Source organism: Pseudomonas sp. NMI760_13 (assembly GCF_021283245.1).
GTDB lineage: Bacteria > Pseudomonadota > Gammaproteobacteria > Pseudomonadales > Pseudomonadaceae > Aquipseudomonas > Aquipseudomonas peradeniyensis.
The window spans coordinates 1-21325 of record NZ_JAJSRC010000024.1 but is presented as its reverse complement, the minus strand read 5'-3'; the positions used below and the strand labels follow the sequence as shown (position 1 = coordinate 21325).

The window sequence follows — 21325 nt, the reverse complement described above, 5'->3', positions numbered from 1 at the left end:
TGGCGACCGATAGTTGGCACCTCCCAACCCCTGAAGGTGCACAACGATGTCCGATGTTCTCGTGGCAAACGCGACCTACCGCCTACGCCAGAAGCTGCAACTGCCCCAAGCGATGAAGCCGCGCAAGAAGCGCTCGGTGGCCGATCATTCCGTGTTCTGGCGCCCAGGCCAGACGCTGAGGATCTCGTTCATCGGTACGCCCTGCCCGTGGCTCAAGAAAGCGATCTTCGACACCGCGTGCCAATGGCTGAAATACGCCAACCTGACATTCGAACTCCTCGACAACAACGTCAACGAAGCCGAGATCCGCATCCAGACCGATGTGCAGGAAGGCGTGAATTTCAGTTTCCTGGGCAACCAGGCCCTGGAAGTGGACGGCGCCACCATGGCATTGGGGGTCAAGCTGTCGGACCCGTTGTTCGAGTCGTACGTATTGCATGAGTTCGGGCACGCATTGGGCATGGAGCACGAGCACCAGCACCCACAAGCCAACATCCCCTGGGAACTGGACGCGTTGCGCCAGTTGCTGGCCGTGCTCCTGGTCGACGAGGCCAACAACCCGGATGACCTCGACGAGCTGATCGAAGAGGACCTCGCCACTCAGTTCCTGCCACTGCCCGACAACGGCGACCTGCTCATCCTGCCCTATGACAGCCAGTCGATCATGCATTACCGCATCAGGCAGAAGCTCACGCACCATGGCTTCAAGCGCAGCCATAACCTGAAAATAAGCAAGAAGGACAAGCGCTTCATGCGCCTGGTCTATCCGGCTTCGTGCAAGTAACTAGCGGACCTGCCCGAGATTGGCCTCGCTCAGGTCCAGCTCGCCCAGCACCTGGCGCACCACTTCGTCCCCCACCAAGTGTTGGCGATGCAGCTCGTACAGTTCCAGCCGTTGCGCACGCAGGGCGCGCAGGCGCAAACGACGCTCCAGCTGATCCATCTGCTCGGCCAGCGCCCTGGCCTCGGCGCTGTCGTTGTAGCTGTCCAGCTCATCGCGGTACTCGGCCATCAGCCGCGCCTTGAGCTCGGTGGCCAGAGTCGCCTGGGCGGCATCCTGCGGCGCGTTGGCATCGATCACCTCCTCGGCCTCGAGCGCATGGATCGCCGCCTCTGCCGTGCGTCGCCAGGCCTCCTGCACTTCCTGGTGCAAGCGCTCGTCCGGGCTCTTGGTCACGCCGCGCAGCAGGATCGGCAAGGCAATGCAGGCGCTGACCAGCGACAGCAGTATCACCCCGGCGGCGATGAAGATGAGCAGGTCGCGCTCGGGGAACGCCTTGCCCGCGCCGATCAGCAGCGGCACCGACATCACGCCCGCCAGGGTCACCGCGCCGCGTACGCCGCCCAGGGTCAGCAACCAGCACGAGCGCGCGGTCGGCATCAGCACCAGCGCGGGCTTGCCACGCCAGCGTCTAACCACGCCGATAGCTCGCCAGATGCTCTGCACCCAGATGAACCGCAACAGCACCAGCGCGGCGAAGATTGCCACCACATCCAGGCAGCGCCAGGCCAGGGTCGACCACACGGCAGCCTCGTCGCTCACCACCGCCTTGATGATGTCCGGCAGTTGCAGGCCCAGCAGCAGGAAGATCAGCCCGTTGAAGGCGAACTCCAGCAGCGACCAGACACTGCGGTTGAGCAGGCGGGTGCTGGTCTGCCGGGGCAGCAGGTCCAGCCAGCTCTGCATCATCCCGGCGGCCACCGCCGAGAGAATGCCGGACACGCCGAGGCGCTCAGCGAGCACGTAGGCAGCAAAGGGCAGCAGCAGCATGAACACCACATGGGTGGCCGGGTCGTCCCAGCCACGGGTGATCATCCACATGCGCAGGCGCCCGACCAGCCAGCTCAACGCCACCCCCACCGCCAGGCCACCAAGGGCGACCAGGACGAAAGTCAGGCTGGCCTCGGTCAACGAGAATACCCCGGTTATCGCCGCCACCAGGGCGAACTTGAAGGTCACCAGGCCCGAAGCGTCGTTCATCAGCGCCTCGCCCTGGAGCATGTGCATCAGCGGTGTCGGCAGACGGTCCTGGGCGATGGCCGACACGGCCACGGCGTCGGTGGGCGACAGCACCGCCGCCAGGGCGAAGGCCACCGCCAGCGGAATGCTCGGCAGCAACCAGTGGATGAAGTAGCCGGCCCCAACCACGGTGAACAGCACCAGCCCCACCGCCAGCGCCACCACCGGTCCGCGGATGCGCCACAGTTCGCGCTTGGGCATGCGCCAGCCGTCGGCGAACAGCAGCGGCGGCAGGAACAGGAACAGGAACAGCTCAGGGTCCAGCGCCACGTGCAGCCCCAGGGTCGGCCAGGCCAGCAAGGCGCCGGCGCCGATCTGCACCAGCGGCAAGGGCAGCGGCAGCACCCGCCCGACCAGTTTTGACACGCTCACCAGCATCAGCAGGATAAGGACGGTATAGGCTGACTGCATCGGCAAGCTTCCTGTTTGATCGGAGAAACCACAGCGAGGCGAAACATCGCCATTGAAACAATATGTTAGCGGGGACGCGCTATCGTGGACCGCTGCACGATAGTCGCAGCCTGGCCGTGAATATGTAACACAATGCTACGCGAGAAGCGGTGAAACACATCGGCGTGGCCTTCCAGCCCGCAGCCGTGGCGCCAGCCCCATCGATGCCGCATAATCGGCCCACCCAATCTTCAAGGAGCATCGGGGACGCCCGGCCCGACCAGGCTGCCCCAGGCATTCAATGGCTTACACTCTCTACGGCATCAAAGCCTGCGACACCATGAAAAAGGCCCGCACCTGGCTTGAAGACAAGGCCATCGGCTTCGACTTCCACGACTACAAGACCCAGGGCATCGACCGCGACAGCCTGAACCGCTGGTGCGACGAGCACGGCTGGGAAGTCGTGCTGAACCGCGCCGGGACCACCTTCCGCAAGCTCGATGACGCCAGCAAGGCCGATCTCGACCAGGCCAAGGCCGTCGAATTGATGCTCGCCCAACCGTCGATGATCAAGCGCCCGGTGCTCGACCTCGGCGAGCGCACGCTGGTCGGCTTCAAGCCCGACCTGTACGCCGCGGCGCTGACCTGATCCCGCATTACGCTCCATCCCAATTTCGTACGAGGTAATCGCATGTCTCAATCGCTGTTCAGCCTGGCCTTCGGTGTCGGCACCCAGAACCGCCAGGGCGCCTGGCTGGAAGTCTTCTACGCACAGCCTGTGCTCAAGCCGTCCGCCGAACTGGTCGCGGCCGTTGCACCGGTACTGGGCTATGAAGGGGGCAACCAGGCCATCGCCTTCACCACCGCCCAGGCCGCCCAGCTGGCCGACGCGCTCAAGGGCGTCGATGCCGCCCAGGCCGCGCTACTGACCCGCCTGGCCGAGAGCCACAAGCCGCTGGTCGCCACCCTGCTGGCCGAAGACGGCGCGCTGACCTCCACCCCCGAGGCCTACCTCAAGCTGCACCTGCTGTCGCACCGCCTGGTCAAGCCGCACGGCGTATCGCTGGCCGGCATCTTCCCGCTGCTGCCGAACGTCGCCTGGACCAACCAGGGCGCGGTCGACCTGGCCGAGCTGGCCGAGCTGCAACTGGAAGCACGCCTGAAAGGCGAACTGCTGGAAGTGTTCTCGGTGGACAAGTTCCCGAAGATGACCGACTACGTCGTGCCGGCCGGCGTGCGCATCGCCGACACCGCCCGTGTGCGCCTGGGCGCCTACATCGGCGAAGGCACCACCATCATGCACGAAGGCTTCGTCAACTTTAACGCCGGTACCGAAGGCCCGGGCATGATCGAAGGCCGTGTCTCCGCCGGCGTGTTCGTCGGCAAGGGCTCGGACCTGGGCGGCGGCTGCTCGACCATGGGCACCCTGTCCGGTGGCGGCAACATCGTCATCAAGGTCGGCGAAGGCTGCCTGATCGGCGCCAACGCTGGCATCGGCATCCCGCTGGGCGACCGCAACACCGTCGAGGCCGGCCTGTACATCACCGCTGGCACCAAGGTGAACCTGCTGGACGAGAACAACCAGCTGGTCAAGGTGGTCAAGGCCCGCGACCTGGCCGGCCAGACCGACCTGCTGTTCCGTCGCAACTCGCTCAATGGCGCAGTGGAGTGCAAGACCCACAAGTCGGCCATCGAACTGAACGAGGCGCTGCACGCGCACAACTGAGAACCTGCCCGGGTTTGAAGTGATAAGATCGGGTCTGCTCCCAGGCGTTGCTTGTGGGCAGACCCGATTTTTATTCCAGGCCCCGCTAACATGTTCCAGCCCTCTCCCTGGCGCGCCGATTTCCCCGCCATCGCCGCCCTGCAACGGCAGCACCAGACCTACCTGGACAGCGCCGCCACCACCCAGAAGCCCCAGGCCTTGCTGGATGCCCTGAGCCATTACTATGGCCATGGCGCCGCCAACGTGCACCGCGCCCAGCACCTGCCCGGCGCCCTGGCCACCCAGGCCTTCGAGGGTACCCGCGACAAGGTCGCCGCCTGGCTCAATGCCGCCGACTCGCGGCAGATCGTTTTCACCCACGGCGCCACCTCGGCCCTGAACCTTCTGGCCTATGGCCTGGAGCACCGCTTCGAGGCCGGTGACGAAATCGCCGTCAGCGCCCTGGAACACCACGCCAACCTGCTGCCCTGGCAACAACTGGCGCATCGACGTCAACTGCGCCTGGTGATCCTGCCGGTGAACGACCTGGGGCATGTCGACCAGGAACAGGCCCTGCAACTGATCGGCCCGCGCACCCGCTTGCTGGCGATCAGCCAGTTGTCCAATGTGCTGGGAACCTGGCAGCCGCTGGCACCGTTGCTGGCCCATGCCCGAGCCCAAGGCGCGCTGAGCGTGGTCGATGGCGCGCAAGGCGTGGTCCATGGTCGCCACGACGTGCAGCAACTGGACTGCGACTTCTATGTGTTTTCCAGCCACAAGCTCTACGGCCCGGATGGCGTGGGCGTGCTGTACGGCCGCCAGCAGGCGCTGGCACTGCTGCGCCACTGGCAGTACGGCGGCGAGATGGTGCAGTTGGCGGACTACCAGGAGGCCAGCTTCCGCCCGGCACCGCTGGGCTTCGAAGCCGGCACGCCGCCGATCGCGGGTGTCATCGGACTGGGCGCCACCCTGGATTACCTGGCCAGCCTCGATGCCAACGCGGTGGTTGCCCATGAGGCCACCCTGCACCAGCATCTGGTACGCGGTCTGGCTGATCGCGAGGGGGTTCGTCTGCTCGGCGCGCCCCAGGTGGCGCTGGCCAGTTTCGTCATCGATGGGGTGCACAACGCCGATATTGCCCACCTGCTGACCGAACAGGGCATCGCCGTGCGCGCCGGGCATCATTGCGCCATGCCGCTGCTCAGGCACCTGGGCCTGGACGGCGCGATACGCGTGTCGTTGGGGCTCTATTCCGACAGCGACGACCTGCAACGTTTCTTCGAGGCGCTCGACCAGGGCCTGGAGCTGCTGCGATGAGCCTGTCGGCCGAGGCCAGCCAGGCGCTGGAGAGTTTCGAGCAGGCGCGCGGGTGGGAGCAGCGGGCGCGGTTGCTGATGCAGTGGGGGGATCGCCTTGAGCCTTTGACGGATGCGGAGAAGACCGAGGACAACCGCGTGCACGGTTGCGAAAGCCTGGTATGGCTGGTGGCGGTGCAAGATGACGGCCAATGGCGGTTCAAGGCCGGCAGCGATGCGCGGATGCTGCGGGGCTTGCTGGCGCTTCTGCTGGTGCGGGTGCAAGGCTTGGCCAGCGATCAACTGATGGGGTTGGACCTGAGCGCCTGGTTTACCCAGTTGGGGCTGGAGCGGCAGTTGTCGCCGTCACGCAGCAATGGGCTGCATGCGGTGTTGCTGAAGATGGCGGAGCTGGTGTCTAACCGTTGAATCGGTGCTGCCCTCTTCGCGGGTAAACCCGCTCCCACAGGAAGTGTGCAAGACCTGTGGGAGCGGGTTTACCCGCGAAGGGCCCCATTTATTCAGGCTTGATCCGCTCAGAAGGCCGGCGCGCCCCGGCCACCAGTTTCTCCACGGCCTTGCTCGCCGCGACCATGCCGAAGGTCGCGGTCACCATCATCACCGCACCGAATCCACCGGCGCAGTCCAGGCGCACGCCTTCACCGACAAAGCTCTTCTGCAGGCACACGCTGCCATCCCCCTTGGGGTAGCGCAGTTGTTCGCTGGAGAACACGCATGGCACGCCATAGTTGCGGCTGGTGTTGCGCGAGAAGTTGTAGTCACGCCGCAGGGTCGAGCGCACCCGTGAAGCCAACGGGTCGTTGAAGGTCTTGTTGAGGTCGCCAAGCTGGATCTGGGTCGGGTCGATCTGCCCGCCGGCACCACCGGTGGTGACGATGGCGATCTTGCGACGGCGACACCAGGCGATCAGCGCCGCCTTGGCCATCACGCTGTCGATGCAGTCGATCACGCAGTCCATCTGCTCGGTGATGTACTCGGCCATGGTCTCGCGGGTGACGAAATCGGCCACCGCATGCACCGTGCAGGCTGGGTTGATCGCCCGCAGGCGCTCGGCCATCACCTCGACCTTGGCTCGGCCGACCTGGCCTTCGAGGGCATGGGCCTGACGGTTGGTGTTGCTCACGCAGACATCGTCCAGGTCGAACAGGCTGATCTCGCCCACGCCGCTGCGGGCCAGGGCCTCGGCCGCCCACGAGCCAACCCCGCCAATGCCGACGATGGCCACATGGGCCTGACTCAGGCGCTGCAAGCCGTCGTCGCCGTAGAGCCGGGCGACGCCGGCGAAGCGTGGATCTTCTGTGCTCATGCTGATACCCCGAAAAAACCGGCGCGCATTATAGGCCAAGCCATGGGCTCGCGGGCATAGCGCACGGCCCGATCACGCCACCTGGGCGTGCCAGAGCGGCCACGGATTGGAAAAAATCCTGCCATGCCTGCTTTAATGTCCTATCAAGCAACTATATCTGGACGACAGCCAGGCGGACTGAGAACTACATCCTCTGTCGACAATCCAACGGATTACCTTCCCCGGAATCCGTAGGACCCACGCCCCAGCGGCGACGCCTCGCTCCCCTCTTCGGAACCTCGAACACCTATGTCATCACGTAAATTCGGTCTCAACCTGGTGGTGGTCCTGGCCATCGCCGCGCTGTTCACCGGGTTCTGGGCCTTGATCAACCGCCCGGTATCCGCCCCCGCCTGGCCGGAACAGATTTCCGGTTTCTCCTACTCGCCGTTCCGTCTCGGCCAGAGCCCACAGAAGGGCCAATACCCCAGCGAGGACGAGATCCGCCAGGACCTCGAGCAACTGAACAAGCTGACCGACAACATCCGTATCTACACCGTCGAGGGTACCCAGGCCGAGGTGCCGCGCCTGGCCGAAGAGCTTGGCCTGCGTGTCACCCTGGGGATCTGGATCAGCAACGATCAGGAACGCAATGAGCGGGAGATCGAAAAGGCCATCGGCCTGGCCAACACCTCGCGCAGCGTGGTGCGGGTAGTGGTCGGCAACGAAGCATTGTTCCGCGAGGAAGTCACCGCCGAGCAACTGATCGGATACCTGGACCGGGTCCGCGCCGCGGTCAAGGTGCCGGTGACCACCAGTGAGCAGTGGCACATCTGGAAGGAGCACCCGGAACTGGCGAAACACGTCGACCTGGTCGCCGCGCACATCCTGCCCTACTGGGAGTTCGTGCCCATGAAGGACTCGGTGCAGTTCGTCCTCGACCGTGCCCGCGAGCTGCGCAAGCAGTTCCCGCGCAAGCCGCTGCTGTTGTCCGAGGTCGGCTGGCCAAGCAACGGCCGCATGCGCGGCGGCGCCGACGCCACCCAGGCCGACCAGGCCATCTACCTGCGCACCCTGGTCAACACCCTCAACCGCCGCGGCTACAACTATTTCGTCATCGAAGCCTACGATCAGCCGTGGAAGGCCAGCGACGAAGGCTCGGTGGGCGCCTACTGGGGCGTGTACAACGCCGAGCGCCAGCAGAAATTCAACTTCGAGGGCCCGATCGTGGCGATCCCGCAATGGCGCGCCCTGGCCGTGGCCTCGGTGGTGCTGGCGATGATCGCCCTGGCCATCCTGTTGATCGACGGCTCGGCCCTGCGCCAGCGCGGGCGCACCTTCCTCACCTTCATCACCTTCCTGTGCGGGTCGGTGCTGGTGTGGATCGCCTATGACTACAGCCAGCAGTACAGCACCTGGTTCAGCCTCACCGTGGGCGTGCTGCTGGCGCTGGGCGCCCTCGGGGTGTTCATCGTGCTGCTGACCGAGGCCCATGAACTGGCCGAGGCGGTGTGGATTCACAAGCGACGGCGGGAGTTCCTGCCCGTGCAGGGCGACAGCGCCTACCGGCCCAAGGTCTCGGTGCACGTGCCGTGCTACAACGAACCGCCGGAGATGGTGAAGCAGACCCTCGACGCCCTCGCCGCGCTGGACTACCCGGACTACGAAGTGCTGGTGATCGATAACAACACCAAGGACCCGGCCGTGTGGGAGCCGCTCAAGGCCCACTGCGAAAAGCTCGGCGAGCGCTTCAGGTTCTTCCACGTCGCGCCGCTGGCCGGTTTCAAGGGTGGCGCGCTGAACTACCTGATCCCGCACACGGCCAAGGACGCCGAGGTGATCGCGGTGATCGACTCGGACTACTGTGTCGATCGCAACTGGCTCAAGCACATGGTGCCGCACTTTGCCGACCCGAAGATCGCCGTGGTGCAATCGCCCCAGGACTACCGCGACCAGCACGAGAGCGCTTTCAAGAAGCTGTGCTACAGCGAATACAAGGGCTTCTTCCATATCGGCATGGTCACCCGCAACGACCGTGACGCGATCATCCAGCACGGCACCATGACCATGACCAGGCGCAGCGTGCTCGAGGAGCTGGGCTGGGCCGAGTGGTGCATCTGCGAGGATGCCGAGCTTGGCCTGCGCGTGTTCGAGAAGGGTCTGTCGGCAGCCTATGCCCATAACAGCTACGGCAAGGGCCTGATGCCCGACACCTTCATCGACTTCAAGAAACAGCGTTTCCGCTGGGCCTATGGCGCCATCCAGATTATCAAGCACCACGCCGGCGCCCTGCTGCGCGGCAAGGGCAGCGAGCTGACCCGCGGCCAGCGCTACCACTTCCTGGCCGGCTGGCTGCCATGGATCGCCGACGGCATGAACATCTTCTTCACCGTCGGCGCGCTGCTGTGGTCGGCGGCGATGATCATCGTGCCGCACCGGGTCGACCCGCCGCTGATGATGTTCGCCATTCCGCCGCTGGCGCTGTTCTTCTTCAAGGTCGGCAAGATCGTCTTCCTCTACCGCCGCGCGGTGGGGGTCAACATGAAAGATGCCTTCGCTGCAGCGCTGGCGGGGCTGGCGCTGTCGCACACCATTGCCAAGGCGGTGCTGTACGGTTTCTTCACCAGCAGCATGCCGTTTTTCCGCACACCGAAGAATGCCGACAGCCACGGTGTGCTGGTGGCGATCTCCGAAGCCCGCGAAGAGCTGTTCATCATGTTGCTGCTGTGGGGCGCGGCGCTGGGGATCTACCTGGTGCAGGGGCTGCCGAGTTCGGACATGCGCTTCTGGGTGGCGATGTTGCTGGTGCAGTCGTTGCCGTACCTGGCGGCGCTGGTGATGGCGTTGCTGTCGTCGTTGCCCAAGCCCGCCGAGAAGGTTGCAGAGCCACAACAGGCTTGAGATCGCCGGGGGCGCGTTGCGCCCCTTTCGCGGCACAAGGCCGCTCCTACACAGGCAGCGCGGTCTTTGTAGGAGCGGCCTTGTGCCGCGAAAGGGCCGTAACGCGGCCCCATTCCACCATGGTTTGATATAAGATAACGCCCCTCAGTTTCCCCGCCTTGCCTTGCCCCGGAGTCCTTCAATGACGGCCCCAGCCGAGCTCTCGCCTACCCTGCAACTGGCCTGCGACCTGATCCGTCGCCCCTCGGTCACCCCGGTCGATGCCGATTGCCAGACCCAGATGATGAACCGCCTGGGCGCCGTCGGCTTCCAGCTCGAGCCGATGCGCATCGAGGACGTCGACAACTTCTGGGCCAGCCATGGCACCCAGGACGGCCCGGTGCTGTGCTTCGCCGGCCACACCGACGTGGTCCCCACCGGCCCGGTGCAACAGTGGCAGCATGAACCGTTCGAGGCGCTGATCGATGCCGACGGCATGCTCTGCGGCCGTGGCGCCGCCGACATGAAGGGCAGCCTGGCATCCATGGTGGTAGCCAGCGAGCGCTTCGTGCACGATTACCCGAACCACCGCGGCAAGGTCGCCTTCCTGATCACCAGCGACGAGGAAGGCCCGGCCCACCATGGCACCAAGGCCGTGGTCGAGCGCCTCAAGGCACGCAACGAACGCCTGGACTGGTGCATCGTCGGCGAACCGTCCAGCACCACCCTGCTCGGTGACGTGGTCAAGAACGGCCGTCGCGGCTCACTTGGCGCCAAGCTGACCGTGCGCGGCAAGCAGGGCCACGTGGCCTACCCACACCTGGCGCGCAACCCGATCCACCTGGCCGCGCCGGCCCTGGCGGAACTTGCCGCCGAGCACTGGGACGAAGGCAACGCGTTCTTCCCACCGACCAGCTTCCAGATCTCCAACCTCAACTCCGGTACCGGCGCCACCAACGTGGTCCCGGGCGAGCTGACCGCGCTGTTCAACTTCCGCTTCTCCACCGAATCGACGGTCGAAGGCCTGCAGCAGCGCGTCGCGGCAATCCTCGACAAGCATCAGCTGGAATGGAACATCGACTGGGCGCTGTCGGGCCTGCCGTTCCTCACCGAGCCGGGCGACCTGCTCGATGCGGTGTCGTCGAGCATCAAGGCGGTCACCGGTCGCGAAACCCGCCCATCGACCAGCGGCGGTACCTCCGACGGCCGCTTCATCGCCACCATGGGCACCCAGGTGGTCGAGCTCGGCCCGGTCAACGCCACCATCCACCAGGTGGACGAACGCATCCTGGCCAGCGACCTCGACCTGCTGACCGAGATCTACTACCAGACCCTGGTACGGTTGCTCGCCTGATGCTCGCCTGCCCTCTCTGCCAGGCGCCGCTGGCGCAACTCGACAATGGCGTGGCCTGCCCCGCCGGCCACCGTTTCGACCGCGCCCGCCAGGGCTACCTGAACCTGCTGCCGGTGCAGCACAAGAACAGCCGCGATCCGGGCGACAACCAGGCCATGGTCGAAGCCCGCCGCGATTTCCTCGACGCCGGCCACTACGCCCCGGTAGCGCACCGCTTGGCGCAACTGGCTGCCGAGCGCCAGCCACAGGCCTGGCTGGACATCGGCTGCGGCGAAGGCTACTACACCGCGCAGATCGCCCAGGCCCTGCCGGCCGCCGACGGCTACGCCCTGGATATCTCCCGCGAGGCGGTCAAGCGCGCCTGCCGCCGCGCCCCCGAGGTGACCTGGATGGTCGCCAGCATGGCCCGCGTGCCCATGGCCGATGCCAGTTGCGGCTTCATCGCCAGCGTGTTCAGCCCGCTCGACTGGCAGGAGGCCAGGCGCCTGCTCGCCCCCGGCGGCGGCCTGATGCGGGTCGGACCGACCAGCGGCCACCTGATGGAAATGCGCGAGGTGCTCTACGATGAAGTGCGCCCGTACGCCGACGACAAGCACCTGGCCCTGGTCCCCGAGGGCATGGCCCACGCCCACGGCGAGATCCTCGAGTTCCGCCTGAGCCTGGCCGACGCCAAGGCCCGCGCCGACCTGCTGGCCATGACCCCGCACGGCTGGCGTGCCAGCGCCGAGAAGCGCGCACGGGTGATCGACCAGCCCGAACCCTTTGAGGTCACCGTTTCCATGCGTTATGACTATTTCGTGCGCCAAGACTGAGCACACTGGAGCCCCCCATGCGTCAACCCGATATCGAGATCTACCTCAAGGACGACGACGTCGATCACAAGCAGATCGCCGACTGGCTCGCCCTGGCCCTGGGCCCGTGCAGCGAATGGAAGCAGAAAGGCCAGACCTTCAAGTGCATGGCCGGTAACATTCCGGTCACCTGGTTACCGAAAGCTGTGGGGAAATGGAACAGCCTGTACCTGGAAAGCGACCAGACCCCGTGGGCCGACGACATCGCCTGCGCCCGTGCGGCATTCGCCGCGCTCAACGTCGAAGTGCGCTGTGCGCCTGGCAGCTGGGCGGAGGAAGACGGGGAAGAAGATGCCGATCGCTGGATCCGCATCAGCGCCGACGGTGAACAGGAAATCACCTGGCGCACGAACTGAAGGCGTTCGCATCAGGCTGCAAGTTCCACGGTCAACTTGCAGCTTGAGCGTACAGCCGCGAGGCTCAGAGCCCTACCACGTCCTCGGCCTGCAGGCCTTTCTGGCCTTGCACGAGGGCGTACTCGACCTGCTGCCCTTCGACCAGGGTGCGATGCCCCTCACCGCGGATAGCCCGATAGTGGACGAACACGTCCGCACCACCTTCGCGCTGAATGAAGCCATAACCCTTGGCATCGTTGAACCACTTCACATTCCCAGTCTCACGAGACGACATCTGAACTACTCCGGATTTTTATTTTGAAGATCGCCTTGCTGGCGCGGGTTCACCGTCCGCGCCGACGCAGCTTGCACGAATATCCTGCAAGCGGCAGGCCGAGTATATGACAGGGAACAAAAAAAATTCATGACAGGGTCATTTTTGGCCGAATTTTGCTGAACTTACGCAGATACGGCAGACTAACGGGCAGTAAAACACGAAAACTTTCACCCAGGGCCCCACCCCATGACCCGTTCCCCCCTGCGCCGCCTCATCTTCGGCGCCCTGCGTCGCGTTCTCTACCTGTGGGTGCGCTCCGAAACCATCAACCAGTCCTCGCTGACGCTCAAGCTCGACCGCAGCCGACCGGTGTTCTACGCCCTCTCCTCGCCGTCGCTCACCGATCTGGCCGTGATCGACCACGAGTGCACCAAGGCGGGGCTGCCACGTCCGGTGCTGCCGGTGGCCGTCGGCCCGCTGCAGGAGCCCGCGGCGTTCTTCTACCTGACCCCCGAGCCTGACTGGCTCGGCCGCCAGGACAAACGCGGCGCGCCACCGACGCTCGAGCGCCTGGTCGCGGCGATCAGCCAGCACGCCGAGGAAGACGCGCAGATCATTCCGGTCAGCGTTTTCTGGGGCCAGACCCCCGCCAGCGAGTCGAGCCCGTGGAAGCTGCTGTTCGCCGACAGCTGGGCCGTCACCGGCCGCCTGCGCCGCCTGCTCAGCGTGCTGATCCTGGGGCGCAAGACCCGCGTGCAGTTCTCCGCGCCGATCCACCTGCGCGAGCTGGTGCAGCACAACAAGGGGCATGAGCGCACCGTGCGCATGGCCCAGCGCATGATGCGCGTGCATTTCCGCAACCTGAAGACCGCGGTGATCGGCCCCGACATCTCGCACCGACGCAACCTGGTCAAGGGCCTGGTGCACGACCCGCTGGTGCGCCAGGCCATCAGCGACGAGGCCGATCGCGAGAAGATCCCCTACGCCAAGGCCGAGGCCAAGGCGCTGCACTATGGCAACGAGATCGCCTCGGACTACACCTACACCGCCATCCGCTTCCTCGAAGTGGTGCTCAGCTGGTTCTGGAACAAGATCTACGACGGCATCAAGGTCAACCACATCGAGCAGGTGCAGGGCATCGCCCCCGGCCACGAGGTGATCTACGTACCCTGCCACCGCAGCCACATCGACTACCTGTTGCTGTCCTACCTGCTGTTCCGCAACGGCCTGACGCCGCCACACATCGCCGCCGGCATCAACCTCAACATGCCGGTGATCGGCGGCCTGCTGCGCCGCGGCGGCGCCTTCTTCATGCGCCGCACGTTCAAGGGCAACCCGCTGTACACCGCCGTGTTCAACGAGTACCTGCACACCCTGTTCACCAAGGGCTTCCCGGTCGAGTACTTCGTCGAGGGCGGCCGCTCGCGCACCGGGCGCATGCTGCAGCCGCGCACCGGCATGCTGGCGATCACCCTGCGCAGCTTCCTGCGCTCCTCGCGCACGCCGATCGTCTTCGTCCCGGTGTACATCGGCTACGAGCGGGTGCTCGAAGGCCGCACCTACCTGGGCGAACTGCGCGGCGCCAGCAAGAAGAAAGAATCGATCTTCGACATCTTCAAGGTCATCGGCGCGCTCAAGCAGCGCTTCGGCCAGGTCTACGTCAACTTCGGCGAGCCGATCCGCCTCAACAGCTTCCTCGACGAACAGCAGCCCGGCTGGCGCGATCAGCCGCTCGGCCCGCAGTTCCGCCCGGACTGGCTCAACGACACCACCACCCGTCTGGGCGAGACGGTCGCCCGTCACCTGAACGAAGCCGCGGCGATCAACCCGGTCAACCTGGTGGCCCTGGCCCTGCTGTCGACCAGCCGCCTGGCCCTGGACGAACGCGCCCTGACCCGCGTACTCGACCTGTACCTGGCCTTGCTGCGCCAGGTGCCCTACTCGCCGCATACCACGCTGCCCGATGGCGACGGCAAGGCGCTGATCGACCACGTGCTGGGCATGGACCTGCTGGCCGAGCAGAAGGACGCGCTGGGGCGCATCCTCTACCTGGACGAAGCCAATGCGGTGCTGATGACCTATTACCGCAACAACGTACTGCACATCTTCGCCCTGCCGGGGCTGCTGGCGAGCTTCTTCCTCAGCAGCTCGCGCATGAGCCGCGAATTGCTGGGCCAGTACGTGCGGGCGCTGTATCCGTACCTGCAGGCCGAGCTGTTCCTGCGCTGGACGCCCGAGCAACTGGACGAGGTGATCGACCAGTGGCTGACGGCGCTGGTCGAGCAGGGGCTGCTGCGCAGGGAGCAGGACATCTACATGCGTCCAGCTCCCAGCTCGCGGCAGTTCGTCCTGCTGACCCTGCTGGCACGCACCATCACCCAGACCCTGCAGCGCTTCTACATGGCCACCTCGTTGCTGCTCAACAGCGGCCAGCACACACTGAGCGCCGAAGAGCTGGAGGAGCTGTGCGTGATGATGGCCCAGCGCCTGTCGATCCTGCATGGCCTGAACGCCCCGGAGTTCTTCGACAAGACCTTGTTCCGCCACTTCATCCAGACCCTGGTGCGCGAAGGCGTGCTGCAGCCGGACGACAACGGCAAGCTGGGTTACCACGACAAGCTTGCCGAGCTGGCCGAGGGCGTGGCCAAGCGGGTACTGTCGGCAGAGCTGCGTCTGTCGATTCGCCAGGTAGCCTTGCACCGCGATGAAACACCGGAACCTGTGGCGGTTGAGTGAACTGGCCCGATCCCGGTCTACCCGATACGCTGAACCTGCACCATTCTGCCCATAAGGAAATCCCCATGATCCGCTCCTCCCTGCGCTTCACCACCCTGTGCGCCGGCCTGCTGCTGTCGGCCAACGCCCTGGCCCTGTCGCTCGGCGACCTGTCCCAGAGCGACGCCTCCGGCGGCCTGAAGGACGCCCTCACCCAAGGCGCGCAGATCGCCGTCAAGCAACTGAGCACCCCCGGCGGTTTCAGCAACAACCCCGACGTGCGCATCGAGCTGCCGGGCAACCTCGGCAAGGCCGCCAAGGCCATGAAGATGTTCGGCAAGGGTGAACAGGTCGAAGCCCTGGAAACCAGCATGAACAAGGCCGCCGAGGCTGCGGTGCCACAAGCCCAGGCGATCCTGGTGGACGCGGTGAAGAAGATGACCGTGACCGATGCCAAGGGCATCCTCAGCGGCGGCCAGGATTCGGCCACCCAGTACCTGAACAAGAGCAGCCGCGAGCAGATCCGCGCCAAGTTCCTGCCGATCGTCAAGCAGGCCACCGACAAGGTCGGCCTGGCCCAGCAGTACAACAACTTCGCCGGGCAAGCCGCAGGCCTGGGCGTGGTCGACGCCAAGAGCGCCAACATCGAGAGCTACGTGACCGAGAAAGCCCTGGACGGGCTGTTCGAGATGATCGCCAAGCAGGAAGAGAGCATTCGCCAGAACCCGGCCGGTGCCGCGACCAGCCTGGCCAAGAAGGTGTTCGGCGCGCTTTGAGGGCCATGGGGGCTGCTTTGCAGCCCTTTCCGGCCGGTCCGACGCCTCGGCGAGGCCGCTCCTACAGTGGATTGCGTATCCCTGTAGGAGCGGCATTGTGCCGCGAACGGAGGGCACAGCCCTCCCCTGCGGTTTTCAGTCCTTCCTGACCCTGAACCACGCCGCATACAACGCCGGCAGGAACAGCAGGGTCAACACCGTGGCGACGATCAAGCCGCCCATGATCGCCACCGCCATCGGCCCGTAGAACACGCTCCTCGACAGCGGAATCATCGCCAGCACCGCCGCCAATGCGGTCAGCACGATCGGCCGGAAGCGCCGCACCGTGGCCTCGATGATCGCCTGCCAACGCGCCATCCCCGCAGCGATATCCTGTTCGATCTGGTCCACCAGGATCACCGAGTTGCGCATGATCATCCCCGCCAGGGCGATGGTCCCGAGCATGGCGACGAAACCAAACGGCTGGCGGAACACCAGCAGGAACAGGGTCACGCCGATCAACCCGAGGGGCGCGGTGAGGAACACCATGAACATCCGCGAGAAACTGCGCAGCTGGATCATCAGCAGGCTCAGCACCACCACGATGAACAGGGGCATGCCGGCGTTCACCGAGCGCTGGCCACGCTCGGAGTCTTCCACCGTGCCGCCCACTTCAAGCAGGTAGCCATCGGGCAGCTCACTCTTGATCTGGGCCAGGGTCGGCTGGATCTGCTTGACCAGGGTCGCCGGCTGTTCCTTGTCGTAGATGTCGGCACGCACGGTGACGGTGGGCAGGCGGTTGCGGTGCCAGATGATGCCTTCCTCGAAGCCGTATTCCAGGGTCGCCACCTGCGACAGGGCCACGCTCTGGCCGTTGTCGGTAGGTACTGCCAGGCTGCCCAGGCTGCCCAGCTCGCGGCGCTCCTCCGAGGTGCCGCGCAGGAGGATCTCGATCAGCTCGTTGTCCTCACGGTACTGGCTGACGTTGCTGCCGGTCAGCGAGCTCTGCAGGAAGCTCGACAAGTGCGCGGTGCTCACCCCCAGGGCCCGGGCGCGGTCCTGGTCGATGTCCAGGTACACCGCCTTGCTCGGCTCCTCCCAGTCCAGGTGCACGTTGACCACATGCGGGTTCTCGCGCACCTTGGCCGCCACCTCGCGGGCCAGGGCGCGGACCTTCTCGATGTGCTCGCCGGTGACGCGGAACTGCACCGGATAGCCCACGGGTGGGCCGTTCTCCAGGCGCGTGACCCGCGAGCGCAAGTCGGGGAACTGCTGGTCGAGGGTGCCGATCAGCCAGCTGCGCAGCCGCTCACGGTCCTCCAGCGACTTGGCCAGCACCACGAACTGGGCAAAGCTCGCCGCCGGCAGTTGCTGGTCCAGCGGCAGGTAGAAGCGCGGCGAGCCGGTGCCGACGTAGGCGACGTAGTTGGCGATGCCATCCTGCTGCTTGAGCAGCGCCTCCAGCTGCTTGACCCGTTCGGAGGTGTTGTTCAGCGAGGCACCTTCGGCCAGTTTCAGGTCGACCATCAGCTCCGGCCGGCCGGAGGCCGGGAAGAACTGCTGCGGCACGAAGCGGAACAGCAGGATGCTGCCGACGAACGCGGCGATGGTCAGGACGATCACCGTCTTGCGCCGCCGCACGCACCACTCCACCACCCGCCTGACGCGCTGGTAGAACGGCGTGGCGTACGGATCGGGGGCATGCCCGTCGGCGCCATGGCGGGCCGCGTGAAGCTTGGCCAGGTCCGGCAGCAGGCGCTCACCCAGGTAGGGCACGAACACCACCGCGGCGACCCATGAGGTCAGCAGGGCGATGGTCACCACCTGGAAGATCGAACGGGTGTACTCCCCCGTGCCGGAAGCCGCCGTGGCGATCGGCAGGAAACCGGCGGCGGTGATCAGGGTACCTGTGAGCATCGGGAATGCCGTGCTGGTCCAGGCGTAGCTCGCTGCCTTGAGCCGGTCGTAGCCCTGCTCCATCTTGATCGCCATCATCTCCACCGCGATGATCGCGTCGTCCACCAGCAGGCCCAGGGCCAGCACCAGCGCCCCCAGGGAAATCTTGTGCAGGCCGATGCCGAAGTAGTACATGGCGGCAAAGGTCATGGCCAGCACCAGCGGGATCGCCAGCGCCACCACCAGTCCGGTGCGCAGGCCCAGGGAGAAGAAGCTCACCAACAGGACGATCGCCAGGGCCTCGATCAGCACCTGCACGAACTCGCCGACCCCGGCCTTTACCGCCGCCGGCTGGTCGGACACCTTGCGCAGCTCCATGCCCGCCGGCAGGTTTTGCGCCAGGCGGGCGAATTCGCCTTCCAGGGCCTTGCCAAGCACCAGGATGTCACCGCCGTCCTTCATCGACACCGCCAGGCCGATGGCATCCTCGCCCATGAAGCGCATGCGCGGCGCGGGCGGGTCATTGAAACCGCGCTGCACCTCGGCGACGTCGCCGATACGGAAGGTGCGGTCACCTACGCGGATGGGGAACTGGCGAATCTGCTCGACGCTGTCGAAGCGCCCGCTGACCCGCAGTTGCAGGCGCTCGCTGGGCGTCTCGAAGAAGCCTGCGGTACTCAACGCGTTCTGCTCGCGCAGCGCCTGCTGCACGGCGGCCAGCGGTATGCCCAGGGTGGCCAGTTTGACGTTGGACAGCTCGATCCAGACCTTCTCGTCCTGCAGGCCGATCAGCTCGACCTTGCCCACGTCCTTGACCCGTTGCAACTGGATCTGGATACGGTCGGCGTAGTCCTTGAGCACCGCATAGTCGAAGCCGGCGCCGGTCAGGGCATAGATGTTGCCGAAGGTGGTGCCGAACTCGTCGTTGAAGAACGGCCCCTGCGCCTCGGGCGGCAGGGTGTGCTTGATGTCCGCGACCTTCTTGCGGATCTGGTACCACAGCTCGGGGATGTCCTTGGAATGCATCGCGTCGCGGGCCATGAAGGTGACCTGGGACTCACCGGGCCGCGAGAACGAGACGATCCGCTCGTACTCGCCGGTCTCCATCAGCTTCTTTTCGATGCGCTCGGTGACCTGGCGCGACACTTCCTCGGCGGTCGCCCCGGGCCACAGGGTGCGGATGACCATGGCCTTGAAGGTAAAGGGTGGATCCTCGCTCTGCCCCAGCTTGGTGTAGGACATGGCGCCGATCGCCGCCAGCAGGATCATCAGGAACAACACGATCTGGCGATTGCGCAGCGCCCAGGCGGAAAGGTTGAAACCCATCGGGACTTACTCCTTGGCCGCCAGGTTCACTTCACGGTTGCTGCGGTCCACAGGCCGCACCTGTTGTCCCTCGCGCAGCACATGGCCGCCCGCGGCGACCACCCAATCGCCGGCCTGCAGCCCTTCGAGCACCGGCACACTGTCGGCGCCATAGGCGCCAAGGCGCACCTGCGCGCGCTCCAGGCGGTTGTCCTTGCCGACCTTCCAGACATAGGCCTGGCCGGCCTCGGCGGTCACCGCCGAGAGCGGCACCGCCAGCGGCGAGCGTTCGGCATGGTCGATGAACACCCGGGCGCTCTGGCCGAGCTCGGCCGGCGTGTCGTTGGAGGTGAAGGCGATGCGTGCGGCAAAGGTCCGCGAACGCGGGTCCGCCGCCGGGGAAAGCTCGCGAATGCGGCCCTCGAAGCGTCGGTTCGGGTGCGACCACAGCTCCACGCTCACCGTCTGGCCGACGGCGAAGCGGGCGAACTGCTGCTCCGGCAGGCCGATGACCACTTCGCGCTCACCGTCGGCGGCGAGGGTGAACACGGTCTGCCCGGCGGCCACCACCTGGCCCACCTCGACCTGGCGCTTGGCGATCACCCCGGCCTGGGGCGCGCGCAGCACCGCGTACTCGGCCTGGTTGCCGGCCACCTCGAACTCGGCCTTGGCCTGTTTCAGGCGCGCCTGGCCGGCGCGGTAGAGGTTCTCGGCGTTATCGAACTGGGAGCGGCTGACCATCTGCCGGTCCAGCAGTTTCTGGTAGCGGTCGCGCTCGGCGCGCACCAGCGCCAGGTTGGCCTCGGCCGCCGCCAGCTGGGCGCGGTTGGCCTCCAGTTGCAGGCGCACGTCCTGGGGATCGAGTTCGGCCAGCGGCTGCTCGGTCTTGACCCGCTGCCCCTCCTCCACCAGGCGCTTGCTGACCTTGCCACCGATGCGGAACGCAAGTTCAGGCTCGAAGCGCGCGCGCACCTCGCCCGGATAGCTGTCGGCCGAAGCCTGCGCGGGTTGCGGCTGGACCACCAGCGCCGGCCGCGGCGCGGCAGGTGGCGCGGCCTCCTGGCCGCAGGCGGAAAGCAGGAGCACGGCGGCTGCCGGCAGGGCGAGGGACAACGCACGACGCAACATGATGAATGACCTTTGGCAGAGGGTGCATCGAATATTTATACTGGCGAGTATATTAAGTCAGCGAACCTTGCCGGGGAAGCGGGCGTTTCAGAGAAAACTCATATTTGCGTTGCGACGTATGCTGCAGCCGACGGCTTCACGACCCGGTAAGATGTGCCCCTTTCACACTGAATGCGGTCCCTCATGTCCAACGACGCACCCATCGGCCCAGGCCGGCCCAAGGACCTGGCCAAGCGCGAGGCCATCCTCGAAGCCGCCAAGCACCTGTTCCTCAGCCTTGGCTATGCCAACACCAGCATGGATGCGGTCGCGGCGGCGGCAGGTGTTTCAAAGCTCACCGTCTACAGCCATTTCACCGACAAGCAGACGCTGTTTGGCGCGGCGGTCATGTCCACCTGCCAGAACCAATTGCCTGACTTGATGTTCGAGTATCCGGAAGGGGTGGCGGTGGAGGATGTGCTGCTGAACATTGCCCGTGGGTTCCAGGCGCTGATCAGCAGTGACGAGGCGGTCAAGCTGAGTCGCCTGATCTTTGCCCTCGGGAGCCAGGATCCGGGGTTTGGGCAGTACTTCTACGAGGCGGGGCCGAAGCGGGTGATGGCCGGGATGGCGGCGCTGCTGCACTGTGTCGACCAGCGGGGGTTGCTGCGGATCGACAACCCGTTGCGGGCGGCGGAGCATTTTTTCTGCCTGGTGAAGGGGGCGCCGGATTATCGGTTGTTGCTGGGGTGTGCGCAGGCGCTGAGTGGGGATGAGGCTGAGGCGCATGTGCGGGAGGCTGTTGGGGTTTTTGTTCGGGCTTTTCGGGGGTAGATCGGGATCGGGTTCGGGGGTGGTTGTTTTGATTTTTGCATGCTCATTCGTAGGCGATGACGACATTTAGTCACCTTTTCGCCTTTACGGCGACCTACTTTTCTCTAGGGAAAAGTAGGCAAAACCGTTCCGCTCCGTTCATCCGGCCCCTGCGCTGCGCTCCGGGGTCCCCTCGCTCCGTTCTTGCTCCCGGGAGGACCGCGCTGAACGCCCCATCCTGGGGCGCAGCGCTTGACGGCCATCCATGGCCGTCACCTCCCTCCGCAAGAACTCCGCTCGGCCTCCTGAAGTCGCAATTGG

17 protein-coding genes are annotated in these 21325 nt (G+C 65.6%); 12 read left to right on the top strand and 5 right to left on the bottom strand.

Going from position 1 to position 21325, the window contains the following annotated elements; all coding sequences use genetic code 11:
- Positions 1-46 precede the first annotated feature (46 nt).
- Positions 47-784: a hypothetical protein gene (locus tag LU671_RS21270; protein WP_232856792.1), complete on the top strand. Its 738-nt coding sequence runs from the start codon at positions 47-49 to the stop codon at positions 782-784.
- Here LU671_RS21270 and LU671_RS21265 read toward each other — a convergent pair whose 3' ends face one another.
- A complete protein-coding gene (locus LU671_RS21265; RefSeq protein ID WP_203651109.1) occupies positions 785-2431 on the bottom strand; it encodes a Na+/H+ antiporter in 1647 nt (548 codons plus the stop codon).
- Between the two features lie 280 nt (positions 2432-2711).
- Between LU671_RS21265 and LU671_RS21260 the strand changes: the two genes are divergently transcribed.
- From LU671_RS21260 to LU671_RS21245, 4 genes are all read left to right on the top strand, one after another.
- Entirely contained in the window at positions 2712-3059 is a 348-nt protein-coding gene (locus tag LU671_RS21260) for an ArsC family reductase (protein ID WP_203651108.1), read from the top strand.
- A gap of 42 nt (positions 3060-3101) precedes the next feature.
- Positions 3102-4136 (top strand): 2,3,4,5-tetrahydropyridine-2,6-dicarboxylate N-succinyltransferase, encoded by a 1035-nt coding sequence (gene dapD, locus LU671_RS21255; RefSeq protein WP_062574945.1) that lies wholly within the window; start codon positions 3102-3104, stop codon positions 4134-4136.
- 90 nt (positions 4137-4226) lie between these two features.
- Positions 4227-5432: a cysteine desulfurase gene (locus LU671_RS21250; RefSeq protein ID WP_232856791.1), complete on the top strand. Its 1206-nt coding sequence runs from the start codon at positions 4227-4229 to the stop codon at positions 5430-5432.
- Positions 5429-5839: a SufE family protein gene (locus LU671_RS21245; RefSeq protein WP_203651102.1), complete on the top strand. Its 411-nt coding sequence runs from the start codon at positions 5429-5431 to the stop codon at positions 5837-5839. Before LU671_RS21250 ends, LU671_RS21245 begins: the two co-directional genes overlap by 4 nt.
- 88 nt (positions 5840-5927) lie before the next feature.
- Here the strand turns inward: LU671_RS21245 and tcdA are convergent, their stop codons facing one another.
- Positions 5928-6737: a tRNA cyclic N6-threonylcarbamoyladenosine(37) synthase TcdA gene (gene tcdA, locus LU671_RS21240; RefSeq protein ID WP_203651101.1), complete on the bottom strand. Its 810-nt coding sequence runs from the start codon at positions 6735-6737 to the stop codon at positions 5928-5930.
- A gap of 288 nt (positions 6738-7025) precedes the next feature.
- Here tcdA and LU671_RS21235 point away from each other — a divergent pair, with 288 nt between their 5' ends.
- From LU671_RS21235 to LU671_RS21220, 4 genes are all read left to right on the top strand, one after another.
- The gene (locus LU671_RS21235) at positions 7026-9617 is read left to right on the top strand and encodes a glycosyltransferase (RefSeq protein WP_203651100.1); all 2592 of its coding nucleotides are present in this window, start codon (positions 7026-7028) and stop codon (positions 9615-9617) included.
- Between the two features lie 181 nt (positions 9618-9798).
- The gene (dapE, locus tag LU671_RS21230; protein ID WP_232856790.1) at positions 9799-10950 is read left to right on the top strand and encodes a succinyl-diaminopimelate desuccinylase; all 1152 of its coding nucleotides are present in this window, start codon (positions 9799-9801) and stop codon (positions 10948-10950) included.
- Positions 10950-11762 carry a putative RNA methyltransferase gene (locus LU671_RS21225; RefSeq protein ID WP_232856789.1) on the top strand — a complete coding sequence of 271 codons (813 nt, stop codon included), beginning with the start codon at positions 10950-10952 and terminating at the stop codon, positions 11760-11762. The genes dapE and LU671_RS21225 overlap by 1 nt, the downstream gene beginning before the upstream one ends.
- Before the next feature lie 17 nt (positions 11763-11779).
- The gene (locus LU671_RS21220; RefSeq protein WP_203651087.1) at positions 11780-12157 is read left to right on the top strand and encodes a hypothetical protein; all 378 of its coding nucleotides are present in this window, start codon (positions 11780-11782) and stop codon (positions 12155-12157) included.
- Between the two features lie 64 nt (positions 12158-12221).
- On the opposite strand, the gene LU671_RS21215 is transcribed toward LU671_RS21220, so the two are convergent.
- On the bottom strand, positions 12222-12431 hold the full coding sequence (locus LU671_RS21215; protein ID WP_011535295.1) for a cold-shock protein: 210 nt from the start codon (positions 12429-12431) through the stop codon (positions 12222-12224).
- A gap of 228 nt (positions 12432-12659) precedes the next feature.
- Between LU671_RS21215 and plsB the strand changes: the two genes are divergently transcribed.
- A complete protein-coding gene (gene plsB, locus LU671_RS21210; protein ID WP_203651085.1) occupies positions 12660-15149 on the top strand; it encodes a glycerol-3-phosphate 1-O-acyltransferase PlsB in 2490 nt (829 codons plus the stop codon).
- A gap of 65 nt (positions 15150-15214) precedes the next feature.
- Positions 15215-15904, top strand: a complete 690-nt coding sequence (locus LU671_RS21205; protein WP_096049485.1) for a DUF4197 domain-containing protein — start codon at positions 15215-15217, stop codon at positions 15902-15904.
- Positions 15905-16039: 135 nt separating this feature from the next.
- On the opposite strand, the gene LU671_RS21200 is transcribed toward LU671_RS21205, so the two are convergent.
- Both LU671_RS21200 and LU671_RS21195 read right to left on the bottom strand, forming a co-directional pair.
- Positions 16040-19105, bottom strand: a complete 3066-nt coding sequence (locus LU671_RS21200; protein WP_232856788.1) for an efflux RND transporter permease subunit — start codon at positions 19103-19105, stop codon at positions 16040-16042.
- A 6-nt stretch (positions 19106-19111) separates the two neighbouring features.
- A complete protein-coding gene (locus LU671_RS21195; RefSeq protein WP_232856787.1) occupies positions 19112-20212 on the bottom strand; it encodes an efflux RND transporter periplasmic adaptor subunit in 1101 nt (366 codons plus the stop codon).
- Positions 20213-20383: 171 nt separating this feature from the next.
- On the opposite strand from LU671_RS21195, the gene LU671_RS21190 reads away from it, so the two are divergent.
- Positions 20384-21025 (top strand): TetR/AcrR family transcriptional regulator, encoded by a 642-nt coding sequence (locus LU671_RS21190; RefSeq protein WP_084942489.1) that lies wholly within the window; start codon positions 20384-20386, stop codon positions 21023-21025.
- Positions 21026-21325 lie beyond the last annotated feature (300 nt).

What these genes read in the sequence shown, in the direction of transcription:
- LU671_RS21270 (WP_232856792.1), top strand. Translation starts at nt 47, where the DNA reads ATGTCCGATGTTCTCGTGGCAAACGCGACCTACCGCCTACGCCAGAAG.
- LU671_RS21265 (WP_203651109.1), bottom strand. Translation starts at nt 2,431, where the DNA reads ATGCAGTCAGCCTATACCGTCCTTATCCTGCTGATGCTGGTGAGCGTG.
- LU671_RS21260 (WP_203651108.1), top strand. Translation starts at nt 2,712, where the DNA reads ATGGCTTACACTCTCTACGGCATCAAAGCCTGCGACACCATGAAAAAG.
- dapD (WP_062574945.1), top strand. Translation starts at nt 3,102, where the DNA reads ATGTCTCAATCGCTGTTCAGCCTGGCCTTCGGTGTCGGCACCCAGAAC.
- LU671_RS21250 (WP_232856791.1), top strand. Translation starts at nt 4,227, where the DNA reads ATGTTCCAGCCCTCTCCCTGGCGCGCCGATTTCCCCGCCATCGCCGCC.
- LU671_RS21245 (WP_203651102.1), top strand. Translation starts at nt 5,429, where the DNA reads ATGAGCCTGTCGGCCGAGGCCAGCCAGGCGCTGGAGAGTTTCGAGCAG.
- tcdA (WP_203651101.1), bottom strand. Translation starts at nt 6,737, where the DNA reads ATGAGCACAGAAGATCCACGCTTCGCCGGCGTCGCCCGGCTCTACGGC.
- LU671_RS21235 (WP_203651100.1), top strand. Translation starts at nt 7,026, where the DNA reads ATGTCATCACGTAAATTCGGTCTCAACCTGGTGGTGGTCCTGGCCATC.
- dapE (WP_232856790.1), top strand. Translation starts at nt 9,799, where the DNA reads ATGACGGCCCCAGCCGAGCTCTCGCCTACCCTGCAACTGGCCTGCGAC.
- LU671_RS21225 (WP_232856789.1), top strand. Translation starts at nt 10,950, where the DNA reads ATGCTCGCCTGCCCTCTCTGCCAGGCGCCGCTGGCGCAACTCGACAAT.
- LU671_RS21220 (WP_203651087.1), top strand. Translation starts at nt 11,780, where the DNA reads ATGCGTCAACCCGATATCGAGATCTACCTCAAGGACGACGACGTCGAT.
- LU671_RS21215 (WP_011535295.1), bottom strand. Translation starts at nt 12,431, where the DNA reads ATGTCGTCTCGTGAGACTGGGAATGTGAAGTGGTTCAACGATGCCAAG.
- plsB (WP_203651085.1), top strand. Translation starts at nt 12,660, where the DNA reads ATGACCCGTTCCCCCCTGCGCCGCCTCATCTTCGGCGCCCTGCGTCGC.
- LU671_RS21205 (WP_096049485.1), top strand. Translation starts at nt 15,215, where the DNA reads ATGATCCGCTCCTCCCTGCGCTTCACCACCCTGTGCGCCGGCCTGCTG.
- LU671_RS21200 (WP_232856788.1), bottom strand. Translation starts at nt 19,105, where the DNA reads ATGGGTTTCAACCTTTCCGCCTGGGCGCTGCGCAATCGCCAGATCGTG.
- LU671_RS21195 (WP_232856787.1), bottom strand. Translation starts at nt 20,212, where the DNA reads ATGTTGCGTCGTGCGTTGTCCCTCGCCCTGCCGGCAGCCGCCGTGCTC.
- LU671_RS21190 (WP_084942489.1), top strand. Translation starts at nt 20,384, where the DNA reads ATGCGGTCCCTCATGTCCAACGACGCACCCATCGGCCCAGGCCGGCCC.